26 protein-coding genes and 1 tRNA gene are annotated in these 24,675 nt (G+C 67.9%); 12 read left to right on the top strand and 15 right to left on the bottom strand.

Features of this window, described 5'->3' with window-relative positions; translation table 11 throughout:
- Nucleotides 1–49: 49 nt before the first annotated feature.
- From ACN0RJ_RS03275 to ACN0RJ_RS03265, 3 genes are all read right to left on the bottom strand, one after another.
- On the bottom strand, nt 50–289 hold the full coding sequence (locus ACN0RJ_RS03275; RefSeq protein WP_417723386.1) for a helix-turn-helix transcriptional regulator: 240 nt from the start codon (nt 287–289) through the stop codon (nt 50–52).
- 491 nt (nt 290–780) lie between these two features.
- A tRNA-Ser gene (locus ACN0RJ_RS03270) sits at nt 781–870 on the bottom strand.
- A gap of 110 nt (nt 871–980) precedes the next feature.
- A complete protein-coding gene (locus ACN0RJ_RS03265) occupies nt 981–2,627 on the bottom strand; it encodes an electron transfer flavoprotein-ubiquinone oxidoreductase (RefSeq protein WP_417723408.1) in 1,647 nt (548 codons plus the stop codon).
- A gap of 305 nt (nt 2,628–2,932) precedes the next feature.
- On the opposite strand from ACN0RJ_RS03265, the gene greA reads away from it, so the two are divergent.
- The 4 genes from greA to ACN0RJ_RS03245 all read left to right on the top strand — a co-directional run bounded on the left by greA (nt 2,933) and on the right by ACN0RJ_RS03245 (nt 5,533).
- Nucleotides 2,933–3,403: a transcription elongation factor GreA gene (greA, locus tag ACN0RJ_RS03260; protein WP_417718370.1), complete on the top strand. Its 471-nt coding sequence runs from the start codon at nt 2,933–2,935 to the stop codon at nt 3,401–3,403.
- 13 nt (nt 3,404–3,416) lie between these two features.
- Nucleotides 3,417–4,427 carry a hypothetical protein gene (locus ACN0RJ_RS03255; protein ID WP_417718371.1) on the top strand — a complete coding sequence of 337 codons (1,011 nt, stop codon included), beginning with the start codon at nt 3,417–3,419 and terminating at the stop codon, nt 4,425–4,427.
- A gap of 81 nt (nt 4,428–4,508) precedes the next feature.
- Nucleotides 4,509–5,207, top strand: coding sequence for an AzlC family ABC transporter permease (locus ACN0RJ_RS03250; protein WP_417718372.1), 699 nt, complete (start codon nt 4,509–4,511; stop codon nt 5,205–5,207).
- Nucleotides 5,204–5,533 carry an AzlD domain-containing protein gene (locus ACN0RJ_RS03245; RefSeq protein ID WP_417718373.1) on the top strand — a complete coding sequence of 110 codons (330 nt, stop codon included), beginning with the start codon at nt 5,204–5,206 and terminating at the stop codon, nt 5,531–5,533. The genes ACN0RJ_RS03250 and ACN0RJ_RS03245 overlap by 4 nt, the downstream gene beginning before the upstream one ends.
- On the opposite strand, the gene ACN0RJ_RS03240 is transcribed toward ACN0RJ_RS03245, so the two are convergent.
- The 4 genes from ACN0RJ_RS03240 to ACN0RJ_RS03225 all read right to left on the bottom strand — a co-directional run bounded on the left by ACN0RJ_RS03240 (nt 5,515) and on the right by ACN0RJ_RS03225 (nt 9,153).
- Entirely contained in the window at nt 5,515–6,144 is a 630-nt protein-coding gene (locus ACN0RJ_RS03240; protein ID WP_417723385.1) for a hypothetical protein, read from the bottom strand. The two genes, ACN0RJ_RS03245 and ACN0RJ_RS03240, sit on opposite strands and share 19 nt — an antisense overlap.
- A 31-nt stretch (nt 6,145–6,175) precedes the next feature.
- The gene (locus ACN0RJ_RS03235) at nt 6,176–6,310 is read right to left on the bottom strand and encodes an aa3-type cytochrome c oxidase subunit IV (protein ID WP_417718375.1); all 135 of its coding nucleotides are present in this window, start codon (nt 6,308–6,310) and stop codon (nt 6,176–6,178) included.
- Nucleotides 6,311–6,427: 117 nt separating this feature from the next.
- Nucleotides 6,428–7,456 (bottom strand): MBL fold metallo-hydrolase, encoded by a 1,029-nt coding sequence (locus tag ACN0RJ_RS03230; protein WP_417723384.1) that lies wholly within the window; start codon nt 7,454–7,456, stop codon nt 6,428–6,430.
- The gene (locus ACN0RJ_RS03225) at nt 7,453–9,153 is read right to left on the bottom strand and encodes an acyl-CoA dehydrogenase (RefSeq protein ID WP_417723383.1); all 1,701 of its coding nucleotides are present in this window, start codon (nt 9,151–9,153) and stop codon (nt 7,453–7,455) included. Before ACN0RJ_RS03225 ends, ACN0RJ_RS03230 begins: the two co-directional genes overlap by 4 nt.
- Nucleotides 9,154–9,277: 124 nt before the next feature.
- Here ACN0RJ_RS03225 and ACN0RJ_RS03220 point away from each other — a divergent pair, with 124 nt between their 5' ends.
- Nucleotides 9,278–10,222, top strand: a complete 945-nt coding sequence (locus ACN0RJ_RS03220) for an L-threonylcarbamoyladenylate synthase (RefSeq protein WP_417723382.1) — start codon at nt 9,278–9,280, stop codon at nt 10,220–10,222.
- Here the strand turns inward: ACN0RJ_RS03220 and ACN0RJ_RS03215 are convergent, their stop codons facing one another.
- Entirely contained in the window at nt 10,223–10,798 is a 576-nt protein-coding gene (locus tag ACN0RJ_RS03215; RefSeq protein WP_417718379.1) for a YqgE/AlgH family protein, read from the bottom strand. It lies immediately after the preceding gene.
- Nucleotides 10,799–10,944: 146 nt separating this feature from the next.
- Here ACN0RJ_RS03215 and ACN0RJ_RS03210 point away from each other — a divergent pair, with 146 nt between their 5' ends.
- Entirely contained in the window at nt 10,945–11,733 is a 789-nt protein-coding gene (locus ACN0RJ_RS03210) for a protein-disulfide reductase DsbD domain-containing protein (protein WP_417723381.1), read from the top strand.
- A 4-nt stretch (nt 11,734–11,737) separates the two neighbouring features.
- Here the strand turns inward: ACN0RJ_RS03210 and ACN0RJ_RS03205 are convergent, their stop codons facing one another.
- The 6 genes from ACN0RJ_RS03205 to ACN0RJ_RS03180 all read right to left on the bottom strand — a co-directional run bounded on the left by ACN0RJ_RS03205 (nt 11,738) and on the right by ACN0RJ_RS03180 (nt 19,033).
- Nucleotides 11,738–15,130 carry an efflux RND transporter permease subunit gene (locus tag ACN0RJ_RS03205; protein ID WP_417723380.1) on the bottom strand — a complete coding sequence of 1,131 codons (3,393 nt, stop codon included), beginning with the start codon at nt 15,128–15,130 and terminating at the stop codon, nt 11,738–11,740.
- Between the two features lie 3 nt (nt 15,131–15,133).
- Nucleotides 15,134–16,603, bottom strand: coding sequence for an efflux RND transporter periplasmic adaptor subunit (locus tag ACN0RJ_RS03200; RefSeq protein WP_417723379.1), 1,470 nt, complete (start codon nt 16,601–16,603; stop codon nt 15,134–15,136).
- A 94-nt stretch (nt 16,604–16,697) separates the two neighbouring features.
- Nucleotides 16,698–17,240, bottom strand: coding sequence for a molybdenum cofactor biosynthesis protein B (moaB, locus tag ACN0RJ_RS03195; RefSeq protein WP_417718383.1), 543 nt, complete (start codon nt 17,238–17,240; stop codon nt 16,698–16,700).
- A gap of 9 nt (nt 17,241–17,249) precedes the next feature.
- Nucleotides 17,250–17,807, bottom strand: a complete 558-nt coding sequence (locus tag ACN0RJ_RS03190; protein WP_417723378.1) for a hypothetical protein — start codon at nt 17,805–17,807, stop codon at nt 17,250–17,252.
- On the bottom strand, nt 17,804–18,589 hold the full coding sequence (locus ACN0RJ_RS03185; protein WP_417723377.1) for a uracil-DNA glycosylase: 786 nt from the start codon (nt 18,587–18,589) through the stop codon (nt 17,804–17,806). Before ACN0RJ_RS03185 ends, ACN0RJ_RS03190 begins: the two co-directional genes overlap by 4 nt.
- 66 nt (nt 18,590–18,655) lie before the next feature.
- A complete protein-coding gene (locus tag ACN0RJ_RS03180; RefSeq protein ID WP_417718386.1) occupies nt 18,656–19,033 on the bottom strand; it encodes a hypothetical protein in 378 nt (125 codons plus the stop codon).
- A 294-nt stretch (nt 19,034–19,327) separates the two neighbouring features.
- Here ACN0RJ_RS03180 and ACN0RJ_RS03175 point away from each other — a divergent pair, with 294 nt between their 5' ends.
- From ACN0RJ_RS03175 to ACN0RJ_RS03150, 6 genes are all read left to right on the top strand, one after another.
- Entirely contained in the window at nt 19,328–20,278 is a 951-nt protein-coding gene (locus tag ACN0RJ_RS03175; protein ID WP_417718387.1) for an aspartate carbamoyltransferase catalytic subunit, read from the top strand.
- A gap of 140 nt (nt 20,279–20,418) precedes the next feature.
- On the top strand, nt 20,419–20,970 hold the full coding sequence (locus ACN0RJ_RS03170) for an aspartate carbamoyltransferase catalytic subunit (RefSeq protein ID WP_417723376.1): 552 nt from the start codon (nt 20,419–20,421) through the stop codon (nt 20,968–20,970).
- Between the two features lie 5 nt (nt 20,971–20,975).
- Nucleotides 20,976–21,536, top strand: coding sequence for a hypothetical protein (locus ACN0RJ_RS03165; RefSeq protein WP_417723375.1), 561 nt, complete (start codon nt 20,976–20,978; stop codon nt 21,534–21,536).
- 234 nt (nt 21,537–21,770) lie between these two features.
- Nucleotides 21,771–23,054: a dihydroorotase gene (pyrC, locus tag ACN0RJ_RS03160; protein ID WP_417723374.1), complete on the top strand. Its 1,284-nt coding sequence runs from the start codon at nt 21,771–21,773 to the stop codon at nt 23,052–23,054.
- Complete coding sequence (plsY, locus tag ACN0RJ_RS03155) at nt 23,054–23,665, top strand: glycerol-3-phosphate 1-O-acyltransferase PlsY (RefSeq protein WP_417718391.1); 612 nt, start codon at nt 23,054–23,056, stop codon at nt 23,663–23,665. The genes pyrC and plsY overlap by 1 nt, the downstream gene beginning before the upstream one ends.
- 221 nt (nt 23,666–23,886) lie before the next feature.
- Complete coding sequence (locus tag ACN0RJ_RS03150) at nt 23,887–24,045, top strand: hypothetical protein (protein WP_417718392.1); 159 nt, start codon at nt 23,887–23,889, stop codon at nt 24,043–24,045.
- Between the two features lie 12 nt (nt 24,046–24,057).
- Here the strand turns inward: ACN0RJ_RS03150 and ACN0RJ_RS03145 are convergent, their stop codons facing one another.
- A complete protein-coding gene (locus ACN0RJ_RS03145; protein ID WP_417723373.1) occupies nt 24,058–24,657 on the bottom strand; it encodes a 2-hydroxychromene-2-carboxylate isomerase in 600 nt (199 codons plus the stop codon).
- Nucleotides 24,658–24,675: the final 18 nt, after the last annotated feature.

Here is a 24,675-nt window from a genome sequence, read left to right as displayed (position 1 = left end):
GGATTGTGTGAAGACGTGTCAGGCCGGAACAGGCCCGCCCTGCAGCGTGTCAGGCGGCGGAGAGCGAGAGCCCGGGGGGCACCAGAAGGCCGCGGGCGAAGGTGAACTGCCGGCTGGCTTCCCAGGCCTCGACATCGGCCAGCTTCCAGCGCGTGGTGCGACCGCCGAGTTTCACGGCGCGCGGGAAGTCCCCGTCGCGCTTCCAGCGCCAGATGGAAGCCGCCGAGACGCCAAGACGCTCGGCAACCTGCTGGACGTTGAGGTAGGTAATTTCAGGATCATGGTGCATCGCGGGCCTCATTTCAGCGAGTGAGTGACGAGGGAGCAGACCCCCCAATAAATGGGGTATTATGATGCCTCCCCGAGAGGGGTCTCGGTATTGATAGCGACTCGTGCACATGGAAAGCGGCTGTGCCGGCAAGGCTCGAACCTCGCGCACATTGAACAGGGCATCGCCCCGTATCGGGATTCACCACGCGCAAAAATCCGCAGATCCTCAGTTTGGATCGGGCGGTTTAAGCGCAAAGAGAGGTGATTTTCAGGAAGCTGCGCCCAGCAGCCGCAACTAAGGGGCCTTATACATGAGAGCCGGGGCACTCACAAGAGCGGCCAAAGGATTCTCGCCGGTCGTGTAGGAATGACACACATTGCCAGCACTCCTGAAGACTTCGACCCGAGAGACACTTCCGGAGCAGCGAGAACCTGATGGTAGGATTATTGGTCGGACACTTGTTTTCCGTTGGAAATTATCTTTTGAAAACAAAACCATACAAGATATTCTGGCGGAGAGGAAGGGATTCGAACCCTCGAGACGGTTCCCCGCCTACACACTTTCCAGGCGTGCGCCTTCGACCACTCGGCCACCTCTCCGCCGACCGCTTTAACGGAACTGCGGGACCAGTTGCAAGTGCATATTCCCCATAAAGTAAAAGCCCCGGCGTCCGGCCGGGGCTTTTGTGATGCGGGGCGCCGAAGCGCGGTCACATGTTCGGGTAGTTCGGTCCGTCGCCGCCCTGCGGGACCGTCCAGTTGATGTTCTGGGAGGGGTCCTTGATGTCGCAGGTCTTGCAGTGAACGCAGTTCTGGAAGTTGATGACGAACTCCGGCTTGCCGTCCTTTTCCACGAACTCGTAGACCCCCGCCGGACAATAGCGCGCCGAAGGGCCGGCGTATTTCGGCAGGTTCACGGCAACCGGCACCGCGGGGTCCTTGAGCTTCAGGTGTGCGGGCTGGCTTTCCTCGTGGTTGGTGAAGCTGAACGACACGTTGGTGAGCCGGTCGAAGGACAGCTTGCCGTCGGGCTTGGGGTAGTCGATCACCGCGTGATCCGCGGCGGGCTCGGTCATCTCGGCATCGGACTTGCCGTGCTTCACCGTGCCGAAGAGCGAAAAGCCCAGCGTGTTGGTCCACATGTCGAACCCGCCCAGCGCCAGCGATCCGCCGAGGCCGGTCTTGGACCACAGCGGCTTGACGTTGCGGACCTTCCAGAGATCCTTGCCGATCGCGCCCTCGCGCACCTCGGTCTCGTACTCGGTCAGCTCGTCCGAGGCCCGTCCGGCGGAAATCGCGGCGAAGGCCGCCTCGGCCGCCGCCTTGCCCGAGAGCATGGCGTTGTGGTTGCCCTTGATGCGCGGCACGTTGACCATGCCGACCGAACAGCCCAGCAGCGCCACGCCGGGCGCGACCATCTTGGGCATCGACTGGTAGCCGCCCTCCGAGATCGCGCGTGCGCCGTAGGCGACGCGCTTGCCGCCTTCGAGCAGGTCCGCGACGTAGGGATGATGCTTGAACCGCTGGAATTCCATGTAGGGGAACAGGTGCGGGTTCTTGTAGTTCAGGTGAACCACGAAGCCGACATAGACCTGGTTGTTCTCGAGATGGTAGATGAACGACCCGCCCCCGGCATTCTTGCCCAGCGGCCAGCCCATCGTGTGCACGACGCGGCCCTCGTGATGCTTGGCCGGGTCGATTTCCCAGATCTCCTTCATGCCGAGACCGAACTTCTGCGGGCACTTGCCGGCGGAGAGGTCGTATTTCGCGATCACCTCCTTGGCGAGCGAGCCGCGCACGCCCTCGGACAGGAAGACGTACTTGCCGTGCAGCTCCATCCCCGGTTCGTAACCGGGGCCGGGGGTACCGTCGGGGTTCCTGCCGAACTCGCCCGCGATCACGCCCTTCACTTCGCCGGAGTCGCCGTAGACCAGTTCGGAACAGGACATGCCGGGGAAGATCTCGACCCCCAGCGCCTCGGCCTGCTCGGCCATCCAGCGGCAGACATTGCCCATCGAGACGATGTAGTTGCCGTGGTTGGACATGAGCGGCGGCATCGGGAAATGCGGGATCGGCAGCTTGCCCGCCTCGCCCAGCATGTAGAACTTGTCCTCGCGCACGGGCACCTTGATCGGCGCGCCCTTCTGCTTCCAGTCCGGAATCAGCGCGTCGAGGCCGACCGGGTCCAGCACCGCGCCGGAGAGGATGTGCGCCCCCACCTCGGAGCCCTTTTCGAGCACGACGACATTGATATCGGCGTCGAGCTGTTTCAGGCGGATCGCCGCGGACAGCCCGGCAGGCCCCGCTCCCACGATCACAACATCGTATTCCATCGACTCGCGTTCGACTTCGGACATCCCGACTCCTCCGCTGGCTTCGGTATTGAAATAATCTTGCGCACCGAGGTAGCGCGGCAGTGCAGCGTAGGTCAATCGCAACAGAGCGTCAAAAGGTCATGTTAGCCCAACCATATCGGCGGATTGTCATGCCCGGCGACCCGGGGCGTGCCGGAAGGGCGCCGTTTCACGCCTGCGGCAGGGCTGGACCCTTGCCAAAGCGCCGGGCAATGCCCACTCTTGCGCGACAGCACGACACATGATTTGAGACGTCGAAACGCAGTCGGGGCCGGGGGAAAGGCCCCGCCACAGTTCCGGAAAGACCCATGGAAAAGATACCGATGACCCGCGCGGGCTTTACCGCGCTCGAAACAGAATTGAAAACGCTCAAGTCCGTCGAGCGTCCCGCCATCATCAAGGCGATCGCCGAAGCGCGCGAGCATGGCGACCTGTCCGAGAACGCGGAATACCACTCCGCGCGCGAGAAGCAGAGCTTCATCGAGGGCCGCATCAAGGAGATCGAGGGCGTCCTGTCCCTGGCCGAGGTGATCGACCCCGCGAAGCTTTCCGGCTCGGTCAAGTTCGGGGCCACGGTGACCGTCGTCGACGAGGATACCGACGAGGAAAAGACCTGGCAGATCGTCGGCGAACACGAGGCCAACATCGAAAAGGGTCTTCTCAACGTCAAGTCGCCCATCGCCCGCGCCCTGATCGGCAAGGACGAAGGCGACAGCGTCGAAGTCCGCACCCCCGGCGGCGAGAAGAGCTACGAGATCCTCAGCATCGACTACAAGTGAAGGGTCGCCCTGGATGGCCGACAGCAACGACAGCCGCCCGACCCCGCTCGGTCTTTACGACCGGCCAGAGCGCGGCGGTGTCACCGGGATCGAAATCACCGCCGCAGCGCTCAGCCTCGTCTGGCTGGTGCTGTCGGGCGTGTTCTTTCTGACCCTCGGCGGCGAGGGGACGGACGGGCTGCGCTTCATCCTGACGGCGATGGTGATCTTCCTGCCGGTCGCGCTGATCTGGGTGGCCGCGACCGCGACCCGCGCCAGCCGCGTGATGCGCGAGGAAAGCGCGCGCCTGCAGTCCTCCATCGACGCGATCCGCAACGCCTACATCGCGCAGGCCCAGGGCGGGCGCGGCGATCCGGCGCCCGGCACCATCGCCAAGAAGCTGGACGAGATCGCGGCGGCCCAGCGCAAGACGGAAACCGCGCTGGCGCTGTTCACCTCCGCCCGCGCCGCGTCTGCCACGGTTGCCGTCGCGCCCGCGCCGCAGCCCGCGGGCCCCGAGCCCGAGGACCAGCCGGCCCTGTCACTCGGCACGCCGGCCGAGGCGCTGCATCCCCCGCTGGCCAATGCCGATTTCATCCGCGCACTGAATTTTCCCGAAACCGCCGAGGACGAGGGCGGGTTTGCCGCCCTGCGGCGCGCGCTCAAGGACCGTCAGGCCGCGCAGCTGATCCAAGCGGCGCAGGACGTGCTGACCCTGCTCTCCCAGGACGGCATCTACATGGACGATCTGCGCCCCGACATGGCCCGTCCCGAGATCTGGCGCACCTTCGCCAAGGGCACGCGCGGGCGCGCCATCGCCGGGCTCGGCGGCGTCCGGGACCGGTCGTCGCTGGCGCTGACCGCCGGGCGCATGAAACAGGACCCGATCTTTCGCGATGCCGCGCACCATTTCCTGCGCCTCTTCGACCGTGGTTTCGCCAGGTTCGAACCCGAGGCGAGCGACAGCGACGTGACCGATTTCGCCAGCACCCGCTCGGCGCGGGCCTTCATGCTGCTGGGCCGGGTCGCGGGCACCTTCGACTGATCCGCCCCGCACAAGCGGCCCGGATTGCATCTCCCCCGATGCGCGGATAGGCCTTGGCCACGCCAATCGCGGAGACGCACGATGACTTCCGAGCTGAGATCGACCTACTGGCGCGGCCTGCGCGACGGGCTGCCCTTCCTGCTCGTCCTCATTCCCTTCGCGATGCTCTTCGGCGTGCTCGCGACCGAGGCCGGGCTGAGCGTGTTCGAAACGCTCTCCTTCTCGGTCGTGGTGATCGCGGGCGCGGCGCAGTTCACCGCGCTCCAGCTTCTGAACGAACACGCGCCGACGCTGATCGTTCTGGCCTCGGCGTTGACGGTCAACCTGCGCATGGCGATGTATTCGGCCTCGATCACGCCGCACCTGGGCCACCTGCCGCTGTGGAAACGCGCTGTCGCGGCCTATTTCCTCGTCGACCAGACCTATGCGCTCGCCGCCACGGAATACGAAAAGCGCCCCGGCATGACGCCCCCGGAAAAGGTCGCCTACTTCTTCGGCGCCGTCACGCCGGTCTGCCTGCCCTGGTATTTCTTCTCGATGCTGGGCGCGTGGATCGGAAAGTCGGTTCCGCCGGAATACGGGCTGGATTTCGCGCTCCCCATCGCGTTTCTCGCGATGATGGGACCGGCCCTGCGCACCGGCGCGCACATGGTCGCGGCACTGGTCGCCACGGTCGCGGCGCTGGCGCTGGCGGTCGTACCCTACAATCTCGGACTTCTGGCCGCCGCCATCTGCGGCATGGTCGCCGGGGCCGAAGTCGAACGGAGACGTGACGCATGATCGACCGCACCGATCTCTGGCTGGTGATCTTCGGGCTCGGACTGGGCAGCTTCGGGCTGCGCTTCGTGTTCCTCGGGTTGATCGGCGACCGCCCCCTGCCCGACTGGCTGATGCGGCACCTGCGCTACACCGCCGTCGCGGTGATGCCCGCCCTGGTCGCGCCCCTGGTGCTGTGGCCCCGCGCCACCGGCGGCGAGACGGATCCCCTGCGCCTTGCCGCGGCCGCCGCGGCGCTCGCGGCCGGCTACCTCGGCAAGAACGTCATTTTCGGAATGCTGGCAGGGGCCGTGGTGATGCTGGCAGGGGCCTACTGGCCCGCCGCCTGAGCCTCGAACTCGGCGATGGCAACGGACTTGTCCTCGGAGTCATCCTCGCGGAGGTAGGTTTCCGTCACGCCCGGAAAGCGCGCGAGCTGGTCGGCGAGGTTGTTCGGGAACCAGGTGCTGCGGATGCCTTCGAAGCCCGGAAGCTGGCGCAGCACGCCCGAGGTCGCAACAGTGCATTTGGCAGAGCCGACCTTGCCGTAACCCTGAACGATGCGCAGCGCCTGTTCCGCCACGGCGGGGGACACCTCGATCCGCTGGATGCGGACGCTGAAGGTCTCGCGCGCGTGGGCGCTGGCGTAGAACTTTGCGACTGCCGGGGTGATGCCGTAGAGCACGTCCCCCAGCTCGGGGACGTTCTTGGCGCGGACGGAGCCCGCCGGATCGAAGATCACCCGCTGCGACGGCGCGTTGATCATGATCGACGAATGCGCCCCGGCCCCGGAGCGTTCGTTGATCATGGTATAGAGGGTCAGCGCCGGCGGTCCGGGGAACTGATACCGCGCCGCGGCCACCTGTTGCGGCGTCGAGTCGGGAAGCTTGCTTCCGGGGACATCGCAGCCTGACAGCACAAAAGCCGACAGGCCGGCCAGAATCGCCGCACGGAGCCTCATGGCAAATCCCCCGATCAGAACCTGTCGCGCGTCACGCGTTCCACATCGCCATCAGGAGGACGAGCACCGTGATGACGATCACGGTGCGGATCACGAAGGTGATGAAGCCGGCAAAGGTCTTTTCCTGCGTGGTGATGTCCATGCTGCCGTGCTTGTACTCTGCCATGTTTCTGGTCCGTCTCTGATTTCCGCAGTCGGAGTTGTGGTTAGCGCATTTCCCCGGACCTGTCACCACGACAATGGGCGGACATTGCCTTATTTTCCCCTGCTCCGGCGGGGTGCGTCAAATGGCCGTCCAGATCCAGGCGCCGTCCTCGCGCGTGCTGCGCTCTGCCCGGCCCTCGTGCCAGAGATGCAGGCAGTGGGCCATCGCCTCGACCAGCGCGAGACCGTATTCCGCCTCTCCGATGCTGCGCTTGAACAGCGGGGGAAAGCAGTCTCCGGCCGATTTCGGTTCCGCCAGGTGGGCATGCAGGCGGTTCAGCGCGCCGTGATGGTTGTCGATCAGCTGCGCCATGCGGAACGGAAGCCCGGTGAAGGGCAGCTTGTGCCCCCCGAGCACGAGGTGATCGGTCTGCGCGATCTCGGCCAGACGTTCGCAGGATTCCAGCCATTCGCCCACCGGGTCGGCCTCCGGCTCGGTGGCGTAGACACCGATGTTGGAGCTGATGGTGGACAGGATCTGATCCCCCGCCAGCACCAGGTTGTCGCTCCGCGACCAGAGGGTCGCGTGTTCCGGGGCGTGGCCGTTGCCGACGTGGATGTCCCAGTCGCGCCCGCCGATGCTGATGGTCTCGCCCTCGCGGATTCGGCGGAACCCCACCGGCATCGGCCAGACGCAATCCGAGAAGTTGAACGGGCGTTCCCGTTCGCGCCTCGCGAGGATGTCCGGCGCCATGCCGCACTTGCGCCACCACGAGACCTGCGCGGCCGACGGCAGTTCCTCCTGGTCGAGCACCAGCATCCGCGCCAGCAGCCAGGCGGTGCGCGTCGCCACCAGCTCGGCGCCCCGTTCCTGGAACCAGCCCGCAAGCCCGACGTGATCCGGGTGGTGATGGGTGAGGAACACCCGCCGCACCGGCTTGCCCTTCAGCGGCCCTGCGAGGATCGTCTCCCAGATCGCCAATGATTCCGGCGTCGACATGCCGGCGTCGATCAGCGTCCAGCCGTCGCCGTCGTCCAGCGCGTAGACATTGACGTGGTCCAGACGCATGGGCAGCGGCAGGCGGAACCAGAGCACCCCCTCCGCCACTTCGATCGCCTCTCCCGCCGCGGGCGGTTCCCTCCAGGGATAGCCGAGTCCTTCGGTCATGCCGCAAGATCTTCCGTAGTGATTGCCATGAGCGTTTCATCCCCGGCGCTGACCTGGGCCAGCAGGCCGGTATGTTCGGGCAGAAGCCGCGTGATGTAGAAATCCGCGAGACGGCGATGGGTTCCCTCCGGGTCAGCCATCGCGGCGCGCAGGTGAAAATGTCCGCCGAGCACCCGCGCAAAGGCGCGCAGGAACGGGACGGCGCCGCCGAAGCGCTCGCCCATCTTCTGCGCGACCAGCCCGTCGAGCGTTTCGCGCAGCGATTCCGCCGCGTCCCAGACCGCGCCCGCAAGGTCGGGCAGCGACGCCCGCGCCGCTTCGGCATTGGCCTCGATCTCGTCCAGCAGGCGGTTCGCCGCCTCGCCGCCATCCATCAGTTTGCGTCCGACCAGATCCATCGCCTGAATGCCGTTGGTGCCCTCGTAGATCGCCGTCACGCGCACGTCGCGGTAGAACTGCGCGGCGCCGGTCTCTTCCACATAACCCATGCCGCCGTGGACTTGCACCCCCTGTTCCGAGACGGAGATGCCGACGTCGGTACCGAAGGCCTTGGCAATGGGCGTCAGCAGCGCCGCGCGGGCGGTCCATTCGGCCGATTCCGTGGCGCGGGACATGTCGATGGCCACCGCGCAGGCGAGCGAGATGGCGCGGGCGGCAAAGATATCCGCCTTCATGCCCGCCAGCATCCGCCGCACGTCCGCATGGCCGACGATGCCCCCCTCGGGCGTCGGGCCCTGCCTGCGCTCCAGCGCATAGGCCAGCGCGTGCTGATAGGCGCCCTCGGCCGCGCCGATGCCCTGCGCCCCGACGCTGAGCCGGGCGTTGTTCATCATGGTGAACATGGCGCGCATGCCGTCATGTTCCTCGCCCACCAGCCAGCCGGTCGCGCCCTCGTACGACATCACGCAGGTCGGCGATCCGTGCAGGCCCATCTTGTGCTCCAGGCTCACCACCTTGAGGCTGTTGGCCACCCCCGGATTGCCCTGCGCGTCGGGCAGGTATTTCGGCACCATGAACAGGCTGATTCCCTTCGTGCCGGGCTTGCCGTCCGGCAGTCGTGCCAGCACCAGGTGACAGACGTTTTCGGTGACGTCGCCGTCGCCCCAGGAGATGAAGATCTTCTGCCCGGTCACCGCATAGGTGCCGTCATCGTTGCGCTCGGCCTTAGAGGACAGCGCCCCGACGTCCGACCCCGCCTGCGGCTCGGTGAGGTTCATGGTCCCGGCCCATTCGCCGGAAATCAGCTTGGGCAGGTACAGCGCCTTCATCTCGTCGCTGGCATGATGTTCCAGCGCGTCGATCTGGCCCTGGGTCAGCAGCGGGTTCAACTGAAGCGCGAGGCAGGCGCCCGACATCATCTCGTTCACCGCGGTCGACACCGTCACCGGCAGCCCCATGCCGCCGTATTCGGGAGCGGCGGTGATCGCCACCCAGCCGCCGTCGGCAATCGCGCGATACCCCTCGGCGAACCCGGGCGAAGTGCGCACCACGCCGTTTTCCAGCCGGGCCGGATGAAGATCGCCGTTGCGGTTCAGCGGCGCCAGCACCTCGTCGCAGAGCTTGCCCGCCTCGGTCAGCACGGCCCCCACCATGTCCGGGCTGGCATCGCCGTATCGCTCGGTACCCGCGACGGCATCGAAACCGACGACATGGTCCAGGAGAAAGGTGAATTCGGGGACGGGGGCGGTGTAGGGCATTTACTTGGTCCAAGCTTGGCAATGTATTGGCCCTTCGCTAGGAAAGGCAGGAAATCCTGAGCCCGAACCTACTGACCTCGGCGGCCCAGTCCAACAAAAACGCGGCGTCACGGACCTTTGTAGCATGATCGAAACCCAGAGCCTGACCGCGGACGATGCCGGATTTGCCCGCGCGGCGGAGCTCTTGTCCGGCGGCGGGCTTGTCGCCTTCCCGACCGAGACGGTCTACGGACTTGGCGCCGACGCCCGCAACGATCATGCCGTGGCGCGGATCTACGAGGCCAAGGGCCGCCCCAGCTTCAACCCGCTGATCGTGCACCTGGCCGATCTCGACGCGGTCCGGGACCTCGTCGACTGGTCGCCCGAGGCCGAGACCCTCGCCAAAGCCTTCTGGCCCGGCCCGCTGACGATGGTACTGCCCCTCAAGGCCGGCGCCGGGGTGTCGCGGCTGGTGTCGGCCGGTCTGCCCACCCTCGCGGTGCGAATGCCCGCCAACCCGGTCGCCCGGCGCCTGCTGACGGAGTTCGGCGGGCCGGTCGCCGCGCCGTCGGCCAACCCCTCGGGCCGGATCAGCCCGACCCGCGCGGCGCATGTGCGCGACGGGCTGACGGGGCGGATCGAAGCGGTGCTCGACGGCGGGCGCTGCGGGGTCGGCGTCGAATCCACCATCCTCGGTCTGACCGGGCGCCCCACTCTCCTGCGTCCCGGGGGGCTGCCGCTCGAGGACATCGCCGAGGTGCTGAAGCGCCCGATTTCCGAACGCAAGGATTCCGAGGCGATCTCGGCCCCCGGCCAGCTCGCGTCCCACTATGCGCCGCACGCGCGGGTGCGGCTGAACGCGACCGACTGGCACGCGGGCGAGGCGACGCTCGGTTTCGGGCCGATGGCCTGCGATCTCAACCTCTCGCCGACCGGCGATCTGGTCGATGCCGCCGCCAACCTGTTCGAATACCTGCACCGGCTGGACGCTTCCGGCGCCGAACGCATCGCGGTCGCGCCGGTGCCGCATCTGGGCCTTGGCGTGGCGATCAACGACCGTCTCGGCCGCGCCGCCGCGCCGCGGGACTGATCAGGCGCGACCGCCTTCGCCCGACAGGACATGCGCCGCGATCCCGAGCGAGTTCAGCGCCGCTTCCCACTTGGCGGAATCGGTGGTCGAGAACACCAGTTCGGGACTCGCGTCGCAGACCAGCCAGGCGTTTTCGGCCAGCTCGTTCTCGAGCTGCCCCGGACCCCAGCCGGAATAGCCCAGCATCGCCATCCACAGCAGCGGCCCGTCGCCCTTGGCGATATGCTCCAGCACGTCGAGCGTCCCGGTCATGGCAAAGGCCTCGTCGACCTGAAGCGTGGTCAGCTCGGACCGGTAATCCGGCGAATGCAGCACGAATCCCCGCCCCATCTCGACCGGGCCGCCGAAATGCACGTGGCGCAGGTCCAGCCCCTCTCCGGGCGTGATGGAAAGCTGTTCCAGCAGCCCGTCCATCGTCACGTCCGCAGAGGGCTTGTTGACGATGAGGCCCATCGCCCCCTCGTCGGAATGGGCGCACATGTAGATCAGGGAATGGTCGAAACGCGGGTCGCCCATGCCCGGCATCGCGATGAGCATGCGGCCCGTCAGATCTGTGGCGCCGGAGGCGGTTTCCATGAAGTCGGTGTATCCTGAAGTGTCGGTCTGCTCACCCCAACATGGCCCGCCGGTCCGGGGCGTGCAAGCCAAGACCCGAGGACCGGCAACATCCTGTCTCCGGAATGTGACTTGGCATTTCAACCACCGGCGGGCATGTCATCGGCATGATGAGACGTCTGCTCCTGTCCCTCGGCCTTGCCGTCGCGCTGGCCGCCCCGGTCGCGGCCCAAGAGCCGATCACCGCCGAGTTGCGGCCAGGTTGGCGTCTGCCGGACGGCGATCACATGGCGGCGCTGCATCTCACCCTCGCGCCGGGATGGAAGACCTACTGGCGCGCCCCGGGAGAGGCAGGCATCCCCCCGCTCTTCGACTGGAGCGGGTCGCGCAACCTCGCCGGGGTCGCCCTGCTCTGGCCCACGCCGCACGTGTTCTGGCAATCGGGGATGCGTTCGATCGGCTACAAGCAGGAACTGGTTCTGCCGATCCGCGTCCGCGCCCGCGGCGCCGGCGACATCGACCTGCGCGCCGAGGTACAGCTCGGCGTCTGCAGCGACGTCTGCCTGCCGGAAACCGTGCGGGCCCGTGCCGTTCTGTCGCCCGGCGCCACCCGGCCCGATCCGCTGATCGCGGCCGCCCTCGCCTCGGCCCCCCTGTCGCGGGGCGAAGCCGCGGTTTCGGGCGTGCGGTGCAGCATCTCGCCCGCCAGGGGCGGCCTTGCCCTGCGCGCGGAGATCGACATGCCCCCGATCGGCGGACGCGAGAGCGCGGTGGTCGAAAGCGGCCAGCCGGGCATCTGGAGCGGCGAACCGGAGATCCGCCGGGAAGGCAGGACCCTCATCACCGAAACCCGGCTGATGCACATGGACGGCAAATCCTTTGCGCTCGACCGCTCGAAGCTGCGCTTCACCGTTCTCGGCGACCGGCAGGCCGTCGACATCCAGGGCTGCGACTGACCCCTCAGACCGCCTTCTGCCGCCGGGTCAGGGCAAAGCCGAGCGTTGTCGCGACCAGCAGCACCAGCAGCCCCCCGGCGACTCCCCCGATGAACAGCACGAAGGCCGCGGCCAGCGGCGGCAGGACCGCCAGCGCGGGCAGGGCCAGTGCCGCCGGCAGCGCTCCGGTCATCGCCACCATGCCCATCGTCGCGCCCAGCCAGGCCAGCACCCCGGCGAAGGATACCAGCATCAGCGCCCGCACCCCGCCGGCCCGGAACGCCATGCCGTGCCGGAAGGCGGTCAGGCGGCGGCCGATGTCGTGCTGCACCGCGATCAGCGCGGGCACCACCATCAGCACCAGCAGCATGCCAAAGCCCAGCCCGTAGACCAGCGTGATGACCGTGGGTTTCAGGAACTGCGCATCGGCCGAGCGTTCGTAGAGCAGCGGCGCGAGGCCGAGCACCGTCGTCGCCGTGGTCAGGAACACCGGGCGCAGGCGGTCCGCCGCACCGTCGACGATGGCCTGAAGAATTCCCCGATCCTCGGCATATTCGTCGATCTGGGTCACAAGCACGATGGAATCGTTGATGATGATGCCGGTCATGCCCAGCAATCCCACGACCGAGAACATCGACAGCGGCACGTCCCACAGTGCATGGCCGTAGATCGCCCCGACCAGCCCGAAGGGGATCACCGACATCACCACCAGCGGACGGGTCCAGCTGGCAAAGACCCAGGCCAGCACGAGGTAGATGCCGAGCAACACGAGGATCAGCCCGGTTTCCGCATCCGCGAGGAAATCGCGTTCCTGTTCCGACAGGCCCGAAAGCCGGAATTCCACCTGCCGTTCCTCGCCGATCTTCGGCAGGATCTCCTGATCCAGCGTCTTCTGGATATCCGCCGCGCGTTCCGGGTCGTCCTCGGAAATGTCGCCTGTGACCGAGATCAGCCGCAATCCGTTCTCGCGGCGCACCGTGGAAAAGCCGGTCTTGCGGCTGACGCTGACGATATCGGCCAGCGGCACATAGGCTCCCTCCGGGGTGCGCAGCTGCGTCCGTTCGAGGAAATCCGCCGTCAGTTCGCTGTCCGGCAGCTCGACCCGGATCGTGGCGCTGCGCGGCCCGTCGGGATAGGTCGCGGCCTCGATCCCGCCGAGCCGGTGCCGCAGCACCGTCCCGAGCGCGTCGATGGTAAAGCCCAGCGCCTTGCCCTGCGGGGTCAGCTCCAGCACCAGCTCCTCCTTGTCGTAGGAGAGGTTGTCCTCCACCGCCGAGACCTCGGGATAGCGCAGCAGGGCGGTCTTGAGATCCTCCGCCGCGCCCTTGAGCGTCGCGGCATCCGCCCCGTAGAACTGCACGTCCAGCGCATCGCCGCCGGGGCCCGAACGCCAGCCGCGGAAGCTGATCGTCTCGACCATCGGGTGGTTCTCGACCCGCTCCTGCAATTCGCCGACGAACTGGAAGCTGGAATAGGGGCGCAGGTCGGGGTCGATCAGCTCGATCGAGATCCCGCCGAGCTGGTCCTCGTCCTTGCTCTCGGTCCCCGGCAGGGCACGACCGGCATTGCCGCCGATCTCGGCGATCACGTAGTCGATGGGGTTGCGGCCGTAACGCTCGGCATATTCGCGCCCCAGCGTGTCCGTCGCCTGCTGCAGCAGCCGCATCTGTTCGATGGTTTCGGCCCTTGTCGCGCCCGGTGCCATGGCGAAATTGCCGGTGACCGAGGGTTGCTCGGGCGAGTTGAAGAACCGCCAGAGCACGTCGCCCCGGATGAACAGCGCCGCCTGGCTGGCCAGCGCCAGCAGCGCCCCGGCCAGCACCACGTAGCGCGCCATGACGACGCCCCGCATGAAGGGCCGGAACAGCGTCTCGCGCAGCCAGCGGAACCCCCGGTTCACCACCCGCGACGGCAGGTCGTACCAATGCGCCTTCTTCGCCGTGGCGGCGATGGCGTGGGACATGTGGTTGGGCAGGATCAGGAAGCATTCCACCAGCGAGGCCAGCAGCACGACGATCACCGTGAAGGGGATGTCCTGGATCATGTCCCCGAACCGCCCTCCGATGGCGGTCAGTCCGAAGAACGCGATGACCGTGGTCAGCGTGGACGAGAACACCGGCAGCGCCATGCGCCGCGCCGCCGTCTCCGCCGCCTCGACCGGGCCGAGCCCGTGGCGGGACATGTGGTCGGCATGCTCCCCGACCACGATGGCGTCGTCCACGACGATGCCCAGCGTGATGATGAGCGCGAAGAGCGAGATCATGTTGAGCGTGATCCCGAACATGTACATCATCGCCAGCGCCGCCAGCATGGAGGTCGGAATCCCCGCCGCCACCCACAGGGCGGTGCGGGCATTCAGGAACAGGAACAGCAGTGTCACCACCAGCAGCAGCCCGGTGACCCCGTTGTCCAGCAGCAGGTTGAGCCGTCCGGTGATCGCCTCGGCACGGGTCCGAATCAGGTCGACCGTGGTGCCTTCGGGCAGCGAGGCCTGAAAGCTGCGCGCCACCTCCTCGACCTGGCGCTGGATCCGGATCGCATCGCCCTTGGCCGAACGGTCCACCCGGACCGAAATCGCCGGATTGTCGCCGACGAAATAGGTGCGGGCGCGGTCGACGCCCTCGACCCGGATCTCGGCCACGTCGCCGACGGTCAGCTTGGTCCCGTCCGGGTCCGACCGCAGCACGATGGCGGCGATGTCCTCGGCGCTGCGCTTTTCGACGCCGGTCCTGACGCGGGCGTTGGCCCCCGTCACGTCGCCCGCGGGGGCGGTGTCGACCTCGGCCGCGATGGCATCGGCGATCTGCTCCATCGTGACGTCGAAGGCGATCAGGTTCTGTGACGGCACCTCGACCATCGTGCGCGGCGCGGCAAGGCCGCGGATCGTCGTCCGCGTCACCCCGACCGCGAACAGCCGCGCGACGAACTCGTCCGAGAACCGCCCGAGTTGGCCGACCGCGACCGGCCCGGAGATCACGACATCCGTCACCCGGTCGCGCCAGCCGCCCGACCGGATCGAGGGGTCGTCGGCCTCTTCCGGCAGGTTGGTCACGGAATCCACCGCCGTCTGTACGTCGTCGAGCGCCTTTGCCATGTCGTAGCCCGGCTCGAATTCCAGATCCACCGAAGCGGACCCCTCGCGCGAGAGGCTGGTGGTGTTCACCACGCCCTCGACCGCCAGAAGCGTCGGCTCCAGCACCTGCACGATGCCGGAATCCACGTCCTCGGCCCCCGCCCCGTCCCAGGAGACGCTGACGGTGATGTCGTCGTCCACCACGTCGGGAAAGAACTGCGCCCGCATGTTCGGCGCCGCCAGCAGACCGGCCCCGAGCAGCAGGACCAGGAGCAGGTTCGCCACGGTCGGGTGCCGGGTGAAGTAGCTGAGAATGCCGCTGGCCTGACCGGGAATCTGGCGCATGGATCAGCCTCCCATCCGGGATTCGATGCGTTCGACCACCTGCGTCGGCACCATTTCCTGAGAGAGCTGCGCCAGGATGCGCTGCTTGGCCTCGTCCGGCATCCGCGTGTTGCCTTCGACGAAGGCGACCAGCCGCGCCCGCCGCTCGGCGCTGAGTTCCAGCATCTCCGCCACCGGCGCCGCGGCTTCGGCTCCGGCCTCGCCCGCCGGGCGCAGCGGGCGCACCTTGATCCCGGCTCCGAGAAGCGGCGTGCGCTCGGCCACCACGTCGCGCCCCTCGATCTGCGGCGACCGCACCAGCACGTCGTCGCCCTGACGGCGCAGCAGCGTGACGGGGATCGCTTCGAGCCGGTCGTCACCGCCCAGCGCCAGAACCTCGTTCGCGGCGTTGAGCGCGGTCGACGGCAGCCGCACCACCTGCTCCAGCGGAGCCTCGCGGACCTCGACCGTGACGAAATCCCCCGGCTTGAACCCGCGCGGCGCGGCGAGCGTGGCAAAGAGCAGGCGGCCGGTCTGCCCCTCGCCCACCGCCGCGCTTTCGCGGTCGAGCATGCCGCTCGCGTGGAGATTGGTGCCGAACAGGTCCAGAACCGCCGTCATCGGCGCGCTCTGCAACCGCCCTTCGCCATCCAGCAGTCGGGCGTATTGCTGGGTCGACACGCGGAACGCCACTTCGAGCGCATCCGGATCGACCAGCGTCGCAAGCTGTTCGTTGGCCGACACGCGCCGCCCCGAGACGACGAGAACCTCGCTCAGTTGGCCGGAAAACTCGGCGCGGATCTCGGTCTCGTCCAGTCTGCGCTGCGCTTCCTCGCCGGCGATGCGGGCGCGTTCCAGGCTGGTCCGCGCCTGGTTGACCCGCGCTTCGGCCTGCGCCACCGCCTGCCGCCGCGTCACCACCGACTGCCGCGCGGAGGAGGCGGTCAGTTCCGCCTCTTCGACCGCCGCAGAGGTGCCGACACCCCGGTCCGCAAGGTTCTTCTGCCGCTCGAAGGCCTTTTCCCGCAGCGCCGCCTGTTCCTCGGCGGCGCGCTGTGCGTCCTGTTCCAGCACCACGGCCCGCTCGGCATCGCCCAGCTCGGCCTCGGCATCGCGCAGCGCGCTGCGGGTCCGGTCCAGGGCCGCCTGCATGTCCGCCGGGTCGATCCGCGCCAGAAGCTGCCCGGCCTCGACCCGCCCGCCGTCGACGAAATCGGGGCTGATGTCGGTCAGCGACCCCGCGACCGCGCTGCGCAACTCCAGCGTGCGGGCGCTTTGCACCTCGCCGAAGGCGGTCAGCACGGGGACGACGCTTTCGGGCGTGGCGGTGACGACGTTGACGGCAAAGATCCGCTCCCGCGCCTGCGGCACCGACGGCGTGTCGGCCAGACGCGCCTGCACCGCATCCCGCACCAGCACCCCCGCCCAGACGAGCAGCCCCAGACTTGCGGACAGCAGAAAGAGCCCGAGCAGACTCTGCCGAATGAATCTCATGCACCTGTTCCCGTGGTTGGGGCTCCGGCCCCGAATACGAGTGTAAACCCGCACCGGATCACGCCGCTACACAAGGCTTTTACGCAGTCGCCGGTCACTTCCGTCGCTGATGTTCGTCCAAACGCGGAAAAATTTCGACAAAATTGCACGGTCGGTGGCGATAATCGAGCTGAAGCGACAGGATCTCGTCCCAGGCATCCTTGCAGGCGCCGGTGCTTCCCGGCAGGGCGAACAGGTAGGTGCCCCCGGCAACCCCGCCCGTGGCACGGCTCTGCACGGCCGAGGTGCCGATCTTCTGCATCGAGACGATGGTGAAGACCGTTCCGAAGGCGTCGATCTCCTTTTCGTAGACGTCGCGATGCGCCTCGACCGTCACGTCGCGCCCGGTCAGACCGGTGCCGCCGGTAGAGATGATGACGTCGACCTCCGGATCGGCGATCCAACGGCGCAGGCGGTCGGAGATCAGAGCGCGGTCGTCGGTCACGATGTCACGGTCGGCCAGCACGTGCCCGGCGCCGGTCAGCCGTGCGACCAGCGTGTCGCCCGAGCGGTCCTCGGCCAGCGAACGGGTGTCGCTGACGGTCAGGATGGCGATGCGGACGGGAATGAAATCCTTGGTGTCGTCGATACGGCTCATGCGGTCTTCTCAGGGACAGGGGTGGGAGACGGGCAGGCGCGGCTGCGAAAGGATCTTCTCGAACCTCTGCAGGCTGGCCTCCTCCGCCAGGTGCCAGGCAAAGGCGACAAGCGGGCTTTCGGGATCGGCGCAGGCGCGGTCGAGCGCGGCCCGGTCGCTCTCAAGACGCCGGGCGAGCGTTTCGCGCAGCAGCCCTTCGGCGCCGGCGGCATCGCCGGAGGGCGCGGTGTTGGCGGCAAAGAACCGCGCCCCGCGCAGCGCCTGAAAGGCGACGCGGTCGCGTATCTCGGGGGTGAAACGGTCCGGACAGGCCAGCACCACGGTCGCCGCCGACACCAGCCGGTCGACGGCACAGCCGGCCGGCCCCCAGCCGCTCTGGTCCGTGGCACGGATGCGGGTGCCGCGCCGTTCGACGATGACCGGGCCGGGCAGCTCCAGCCGCTCGACCCCCGGTTCGGCCACCATCACGCGGTCGGCGTGATCCCGGAACAGCCGGTCGTAGTCGATCTCGAAGGCCGCCACCGGCGCGGCAAGCACCAGCGCGCAGAGCACGGCCCCCGCTCTCATCCCGTGGCTTTCAGCTTGGCGGACAATTCCAGCAGATCCGCCCAGGCCTCGCGCTTGAGGTGCGGCTGGCGCAGCAGGTAGGCCGGGTGGAACATCGGCAGGGCCGGACGGCCCTCGGCCTCGGTCCACTGGCCGCGCAGCCGGGTGATGCCGCGCCGTCCGAGCAGGGCGTCGCAGGCGATGTTGCCGGTGATGATCAGCACATCCGGGTCCGCCAGCGCGATATGGCGGGACAGGAAGGGCTGCATCATCGCGATCTCGGCCGGCAGCGGGTCGCGATTCTGCGGCGGCCGCCAGGGCATGACATTGGTGATGTAGACGTTTTCCGTGCGCGACAGGCCGATCGCCTCGAGCATCCGGTCCAGCAGCCCCCCGGCGCGCCCGACAAAGGGCTTGCCCTGGATGTCCTCGTCCCGGCCCGGTGCCTCGCCCACGATCATCACCCGGGCGCCCGGCACGCCGTCGCAGAACACCAGGTTGCGGGCGCCGCGCTTCAGTTCGCAATGCTCGTAGCCGGCGAGCGCCTCGCGCAGCGCGTCGAGCGTATCCGCCCCGGAGGCGCGTTGCCTCGCCTCGTCCAGCGCATCGGCGACGGGATCGGACTTCGGCGCGACGCCCGGGGCCGGGGCGGCGGCCACCTTCGGGGCCGACCGTGCCTCGCGCGCTTCGGCTTCGGCCGCGAACCGGTCCACCGGCAGCTCGCAGATGGCCTCATCGACCCCGAGGTCGATCTGCCAATCCAGCGCGGCGCGCGCGTAGTGCCATTCCAGAGCCGATTCCATGAGGCCGGAGTTTAGGGCCTGTCCGAGGGTGCCGCCACCGCAATCGGGCGGCGCCCGCCCCTGCGATCACATCGGGGGGAATTGCCCCGGATACCGCTTCCAGGTGCCGACGGCCTGCGGCGCGGAATACTGGTAGACCGGGCGCATCTGGCCGGCCGTACCGACACCGCCGCAACCCTGTTCGGTCTGCGCCTTGACCAGCGCATCGTAGTGACCGCGCGCCGAGGCAAGCTGCGCCGACTTGTCGGTGGTCATCGGCAGCGCGAACAGCGCGGGCCAGAAGATCAGCGTGCCGACGACGACACCGGCGGTGTCCCATTTGGCGGCGTTGCGCTGGTCGCGCGCCACGCTGGTGACATAGCCCGCAAGAACCTGCCGCTCATGCGCCAGTTCCTGGCAGGAGGCGCCGCGATAGACGATGCTGGGAACATAGGTGGCAGGCACGCGACGGGCCTGTTCCGCACAGCCGGACACAACCAGCGCTGCCAGGAGAAAAGCCCCGGCGACGATACGTTTGCAATTCATTGATTTCCCCAAGTGTTTTGCCCCTGCAGGTAAAACTGCACGCACAAAGCGGTCAAGCCGGAAACGCCCTCGATCCACAATATTTTGCGATCCGGCCGGGCTGTCGCCGCTAGGGTTGGCGTCGCGCGGGCCGGGCGCGGCGCAGGCGCACGGGCCTTGTCCCGCCGGAACCGGCTTTCTATAACCGGGCGCAGACCTCACGGAGCTACCGCCATGCGTTTCGACCAGCGTCACCTTCTGGGCATAGAGCCCCTTCGCCCGGACGAGATCACCACGCTGCTCGATCTGGCGGACCAGTACGTCACCCTGTCGCGGCGGCGGGAAAAGCATTCCTCGGTGCTGTCGGGGCTGACGCAGATCAACATGTTCTTCGAGAATTCGACCCGCACCCAGGCCAGCTTCGAGCTTGCCGGCAAGCGGCTCGGCGCGGACGTGATGAACATGTCGATGCAGGCCTCGTCGATCAAGAAGGGCGAGACGCTGATCGACACGGCGCTGACGCTGAACGCCATGCATCCCGATCTTCTGGTGGTGCGCCATCCGCATTCCGGCGCGGTGGATCTGCTGGCGCAGAAGGTCAATTGCGCCGTGATCAACGCCGGGGACGGGCGCCACGAACACCCGACCCAGGCGCTTCTGGACGCGCTGACGATCCGCCGCTCCAAGGGCCGCCTGCACCGGCTCAACATCGCCATCTGCGGCGACATCGCCCACAGCCGCGTCGCGCGCTCCAACATCCTGCTGCTGCACAAGATGGAAAACCGCATCCGGCTGGTCGGCCCGTCGACACTCATGCCCTCGGGGATCGAGGCCTTCGGGGTCGAGGTCCATGACGACATGCGCGAGGGGCTGAAGGATGCCGACGTGGTGATGATGCTGCGGCTCCAGAAGGAACGCATGGACGGCGGCTTCATTCCCTCCGAGCGGGAATATTATCACCGCTGGGGCCTCGACGCCGAAAAGCTCGGCTTTGCCAAGGACGATGCCATCGTCATGCATCCCGGACCGATGAACCGGGGGGTCGAGATCGACGGCACCATTGCCGACGACATCAACCGCTCGGTGATCCAGGAGCAGGTCGAGATGGGCGTGGCCGTGCGCATGGCGGCGATGGACCTGCTCGCCCGCAACCTGCGCGCACGTCCGACGGAACTCAGCGCCTGAGGCGGAGTTTCCCTTGCGGAAGACCCGGAGACCGGGTTTCCTGACAGTCGAAAAATGCAACCGGCGGGCGACTCCATCGCCCGGCCCGGACGCCCCCGAAGACAGCGAGGCGCTGCGCGTCGAGCCAGTGGAAAGTGACCATGACGACCATGCAGATCAACGGCTCCGAATCGGGAACCGTCCGGCTCTTCCATCTCGACCTTCCCGCCGAAGCGATCGAGCGCTTCACCACGCAGGCCGGAACCGGCGAATGGCCGCTGCAATACGCCCTGGGGGCGCACAGGCTGCGCCCGGCCTTCATCGACGTGGTGTCGATCCGCGATCTCGACTCGATGTCGCTCTCGGCCTACCTGGCCGAAGCGCACCAGGTCAAAGGCTCCGAATTCCGGGGCATGCGGGGGCAGATCGACGCGCTGCGCGGGCATGTGGTCATCCTGCCGAGCCAGGCCTTCGACCATACCTCGCAAACCCTGACGATCTCCCAGCCGCTGCGCTGGGTCGGCTCCTTCGAGGAGGAAACCGCCCGCCCGCGCGACGCCTCGCTGTCCAGTCGCTCGGCGCAGGGCACGGCGACCGGCCAAGGCGGCGGCGGGCTCGGGGCGACACGCTCTCCGGTGCTGAAACTGGTGCTGATAGGGGCCGCGATCCTGATCCTCCTGGTCATCGCGCTGGCGCTGCGCCAGGGTGGCTGATCGGCGTGGCGCCACCCCTGCCCCACGCAGGAGGGGACGAGATCCTGTGGCAGGGCCGTCCGGACACCGCGCCGACGCTGCATCCCCGCCCGCCCTCCTCCGTGATCTTCTTCGACCTGCTGCTGGTGCTCTATGCGGGCGGCACCTTCGTCGCGGCGATCCCGTTCGATCCCGGCGCGCTCTGGCTGAAGGCGCTTCTGCTCGTCCTCTTCGCGCTCATGCTGCTGGTCGGACTGGACCGGGTGGGCGGATATGCGCTGCGCCGCGGCCTCGTGCGGCGCTACACCCGGTATTTCCTGACCCGCCGCCAGGCGATCATCTACGTCGACCTGCCGCTCCTGCCCGCCCGCATCGAAACCCATGATCTCGTGGCGACCATGCCCCTGACCCTCGACCGGCACGGGCCGGGGTCGGTCTGGTTCGCACGGCGGCACCACGCGCTCCTATCCGACGACGCGCTGATCCGGACCGAGATCGGCTCCACGCCGTATGGCTTCGACCGCATCCACGATGCGGACCGGGTCTACCGGATGATGTCGGAGATCCTGCGCGACGGGGCGGGATGACGTCCGCGCCGCCCCCCGCACGCAGGAAACCGGCCCGCACAGGCGCCGCGATGCACCGACCGGGCGCCCCGGGCTTGCCTTATCCGACCCCGGACGGTATCGCCGAAACGTGTCGGCTCGGCTCTGCGATGCAGGCGTGATACGACCCGCGACATGCATCTGAACACGTTCCCGCCCGGTCCGGCGCCAGAGATTGCCCGGAACCTGGCCGCCCGCCCGAGGGAAGCCGAGACCATGAAACCCACCCTCATCACCCACGCCCGCCTGATCGACCCCGAAGCCGGTTCCGTCGCGCCGGGGGCGCTGCTGATCCGCGACGGGCGGATCGCCGAGGTTTTCGATACCCCCGCGCCCGACGGCATCGAGGCCGAGGTGATCGACGCCCGCAACGCCTATCTTGCCCCGGGGATCGTCGACATCGGCGTGAAGGTCGGCGAGCCGGGCGAACGGCACAAGGAAAGCTACAAGAGCGCGGGACTGGCCGCCGCCGCCGGGGGCGTGACGACCATCGTCACCCGCCCCGACACCAGCCCGGCCATCGACACCCCCGAAGTGCTGAGCTTCATCCGCGACCGGGCCGAGGATGACGCCCCGGTCAACGTGCTGCCCATGGCCGCGCTGACCAAGGGCCGCGAGGGCCGCGAGATGACCGAGATCGGCTTCCTGCTCGATGCCGGGGCCGTGGCCTTCACCGATTGCGACCGCGTGGTGCAGGACACCCGCGTCCTGTCCCGCGCCATGAGCTATGCGCGCTCGCTCGGGGCGCTCATCATGGCGCATCCGCAGGAGCCGGGACTGTCGAAGGGCGGTGCCGCCACCTCGGGCAAGTTCGCCTCGCTGCGCGGGTTGCCCTCTGTCTCGCCCATGGCGGAACGGATGGGACTGGACCGCGACCTCGCCCTGGTCGAGATGACCGGCGTTCGCTACCACGCCGACCAGATCACCACCTCGCGCGCGCTGCCCGCGCTCGAACGCGCCAAGGCCAACGGCTTCGACGTGACGGCGGGAACCTCCATCCACCACCTCACGCTGAACGAGCTCGACGTTTCCGACTACCGCACCTTCTTCAAGGTCAAGCCGCCGCTGCGCTCCGAAGACGACCGGCAGGCGATCCTCGAAGCGGTGCGCACCGGTCTCATCGACATCATCGGCAGCTTCCACACCCCGCAGGACGAGGAATCCAAGCGCCTGCCCTTCGAAGAGGCCGCCTCGGGCGCGGTGGGTCTGGAAACCATGCTGCCGGTGCTGCTGCGCCTCTACCACTCGGGCGAGGTCGAGCTGCCCACGCTGTTCCGCGCGCTGTCGCTCAACCCGGCCCGCCGACTGGGTCTCGACTGCGGGCGCCTGAGTCGGGGCGCTCCGGCGGATCTCGTCCTGTTCGATGCCGACAAGCCCTTCATCCTCGACCGGTTCAAGCTTCGCTCCAAGTCCGGCAATACGCCGTTTGATGGCGCCCGGCTTCAGGGTAAGGTCCTGGCGACCTTCGTCGCCGGTCTGCCCGTTTTCCGGAGTGCCTGATGCTGCCTGACCTCGTTTCCTCCACTCCGATGATCGTGCTCTGGGCGGTGATCGGCTACCTGCTCGGCTCGATCCCCTTCGGCCTGCTGCTGACCCGCGCGATGAACCTCGGCGATCTGCGCAAGATCGGCTCGGGCAACATCGGCGCGACCAACGTCCTGCGCACCGGCAACAAGGGCGCCGCCGCGGCGACGCTTCTGCTCGACGGCGGCAAGGGCGCGGTGGCGGTGCTGCTCGCCCGCTGGCTCGGCGCCGAGGACACCGCCCAGATGGCGGCGCTCGCCTCGTTCCTGGGGCACTGCTTCCCGGTCTGGCTCGGCTTCAGGGGGGGCAAGGGCGTCGCGACCTTCCTCGGCATCGTGCTGGCGCTGTCCTGGCCCGTGGGGCTGCTCTGCTGCGCCACCTGGCTCGCGGGGGCGGCACTGTCGCGCATCTCCAGCGTCGGCGCGCTCGTCGCGGCGCTGATGTCGACCGCCTGGATGCTGCTTCTGGGACATGTCGGGATGACCGCCCTCACCCTGGTGCTGACCCTGCTGATCTTCTGGCGTCACGCGACCAACATCGCCCGCATCCGCGCCGGAACCGAACCGATGATCGGCAAGAAGGGCTGACCGCCCCGGCCTGACGCCCGCACCGCGCCCCCCCTGTTGCAGCTTTACACGCTTCCGGCAGATCGGAACGCGCCGCGGGCACAAGATATTGCCCGCCAGCCCCCGCCGAAGCTATTCCTGAAAACAGGCCGCACCCCGGTGCGGTCTCAAAAAAACCCCGAGGCAGGGGAACCAACCGGCGGCGGGAGCGGTTAACCCGGCGTCACACAGGAGAAAAATCCATGAGCCCGATCATCGTCCTTTTCCTCATGGCAGCCAGCGTCATCGGCCTTTTCCTTTTCAGCGGAGCGGCCATCTGGTATGCAGGCCGCCTGCCGACGCGGGATGACCTCGCCATGGCACGCAACCTGCCCCGCACCGCGAACGGTCAGAACGGCTGAGCCGACCCCCGGTCAGAGCTTGCCCGACAGGTGCAGGTCTAGGTCTTCCAGCCGATCCTGCCCCCAGAACCTCTGCCCCGACTCCGTGATCCAGAACGGAGAGCCGAACACCCCCCTGTTCACCGCCTCTTCGAGGTTGGCGGCATAGGTCTCGGCCCCGACGAGCAGACCGCTGTCCGCCAGCGACGCATCGAACCCGGCCCCGGTCAGCGCCTCGCGGATCACCGCGTCCTCGGCGATGTCCTTCTCCTCGGCCCAGGTGGCGCGCAGCAGCGCGAACACCAGCGCGCCGATGTCTCCGCCACCCGCCTTCTGTGCCGCGATGATCGCATAGGACGACGGCGCGCCGTTGGTCGGCCAGTGCGCCGGTTTCAGGTTCAGATCCAGCCCCGCCTTGCGCGCCTGCCGCGGCAGGTCCTCGGCGCGGTACTGCATCCGCGAAGCATGGCGCTGCGCCGGCGGCGTGCCCCCGGTCCGCGGGAAAAGCGCCATGATGTCCAGGGGTTTGTATACCACCTCCGCGCCGTGGCGCGAGGCGATCTCCGAGAACCTCGGCCCGGCGAGATAGGCAAAGGGCGACAGGGTCGAAAAATAGTAGTCGATTTGCGCCATAGCGTCTCTCCCGTTGGC

The organism is Salipiger sp. (genome assembly GCF_048261495.1).
GTDB lineage: Bacteria > Pseudomonadota > Alphaproteobacteria > Rhodobacterales > Rhodobacteraceae > Salipiger.
The sequence above is the reverse complement of the archived record's forward strand: the minus strand, read 5'-3'. Positions and strand labels throughout refer to the sequence as shown.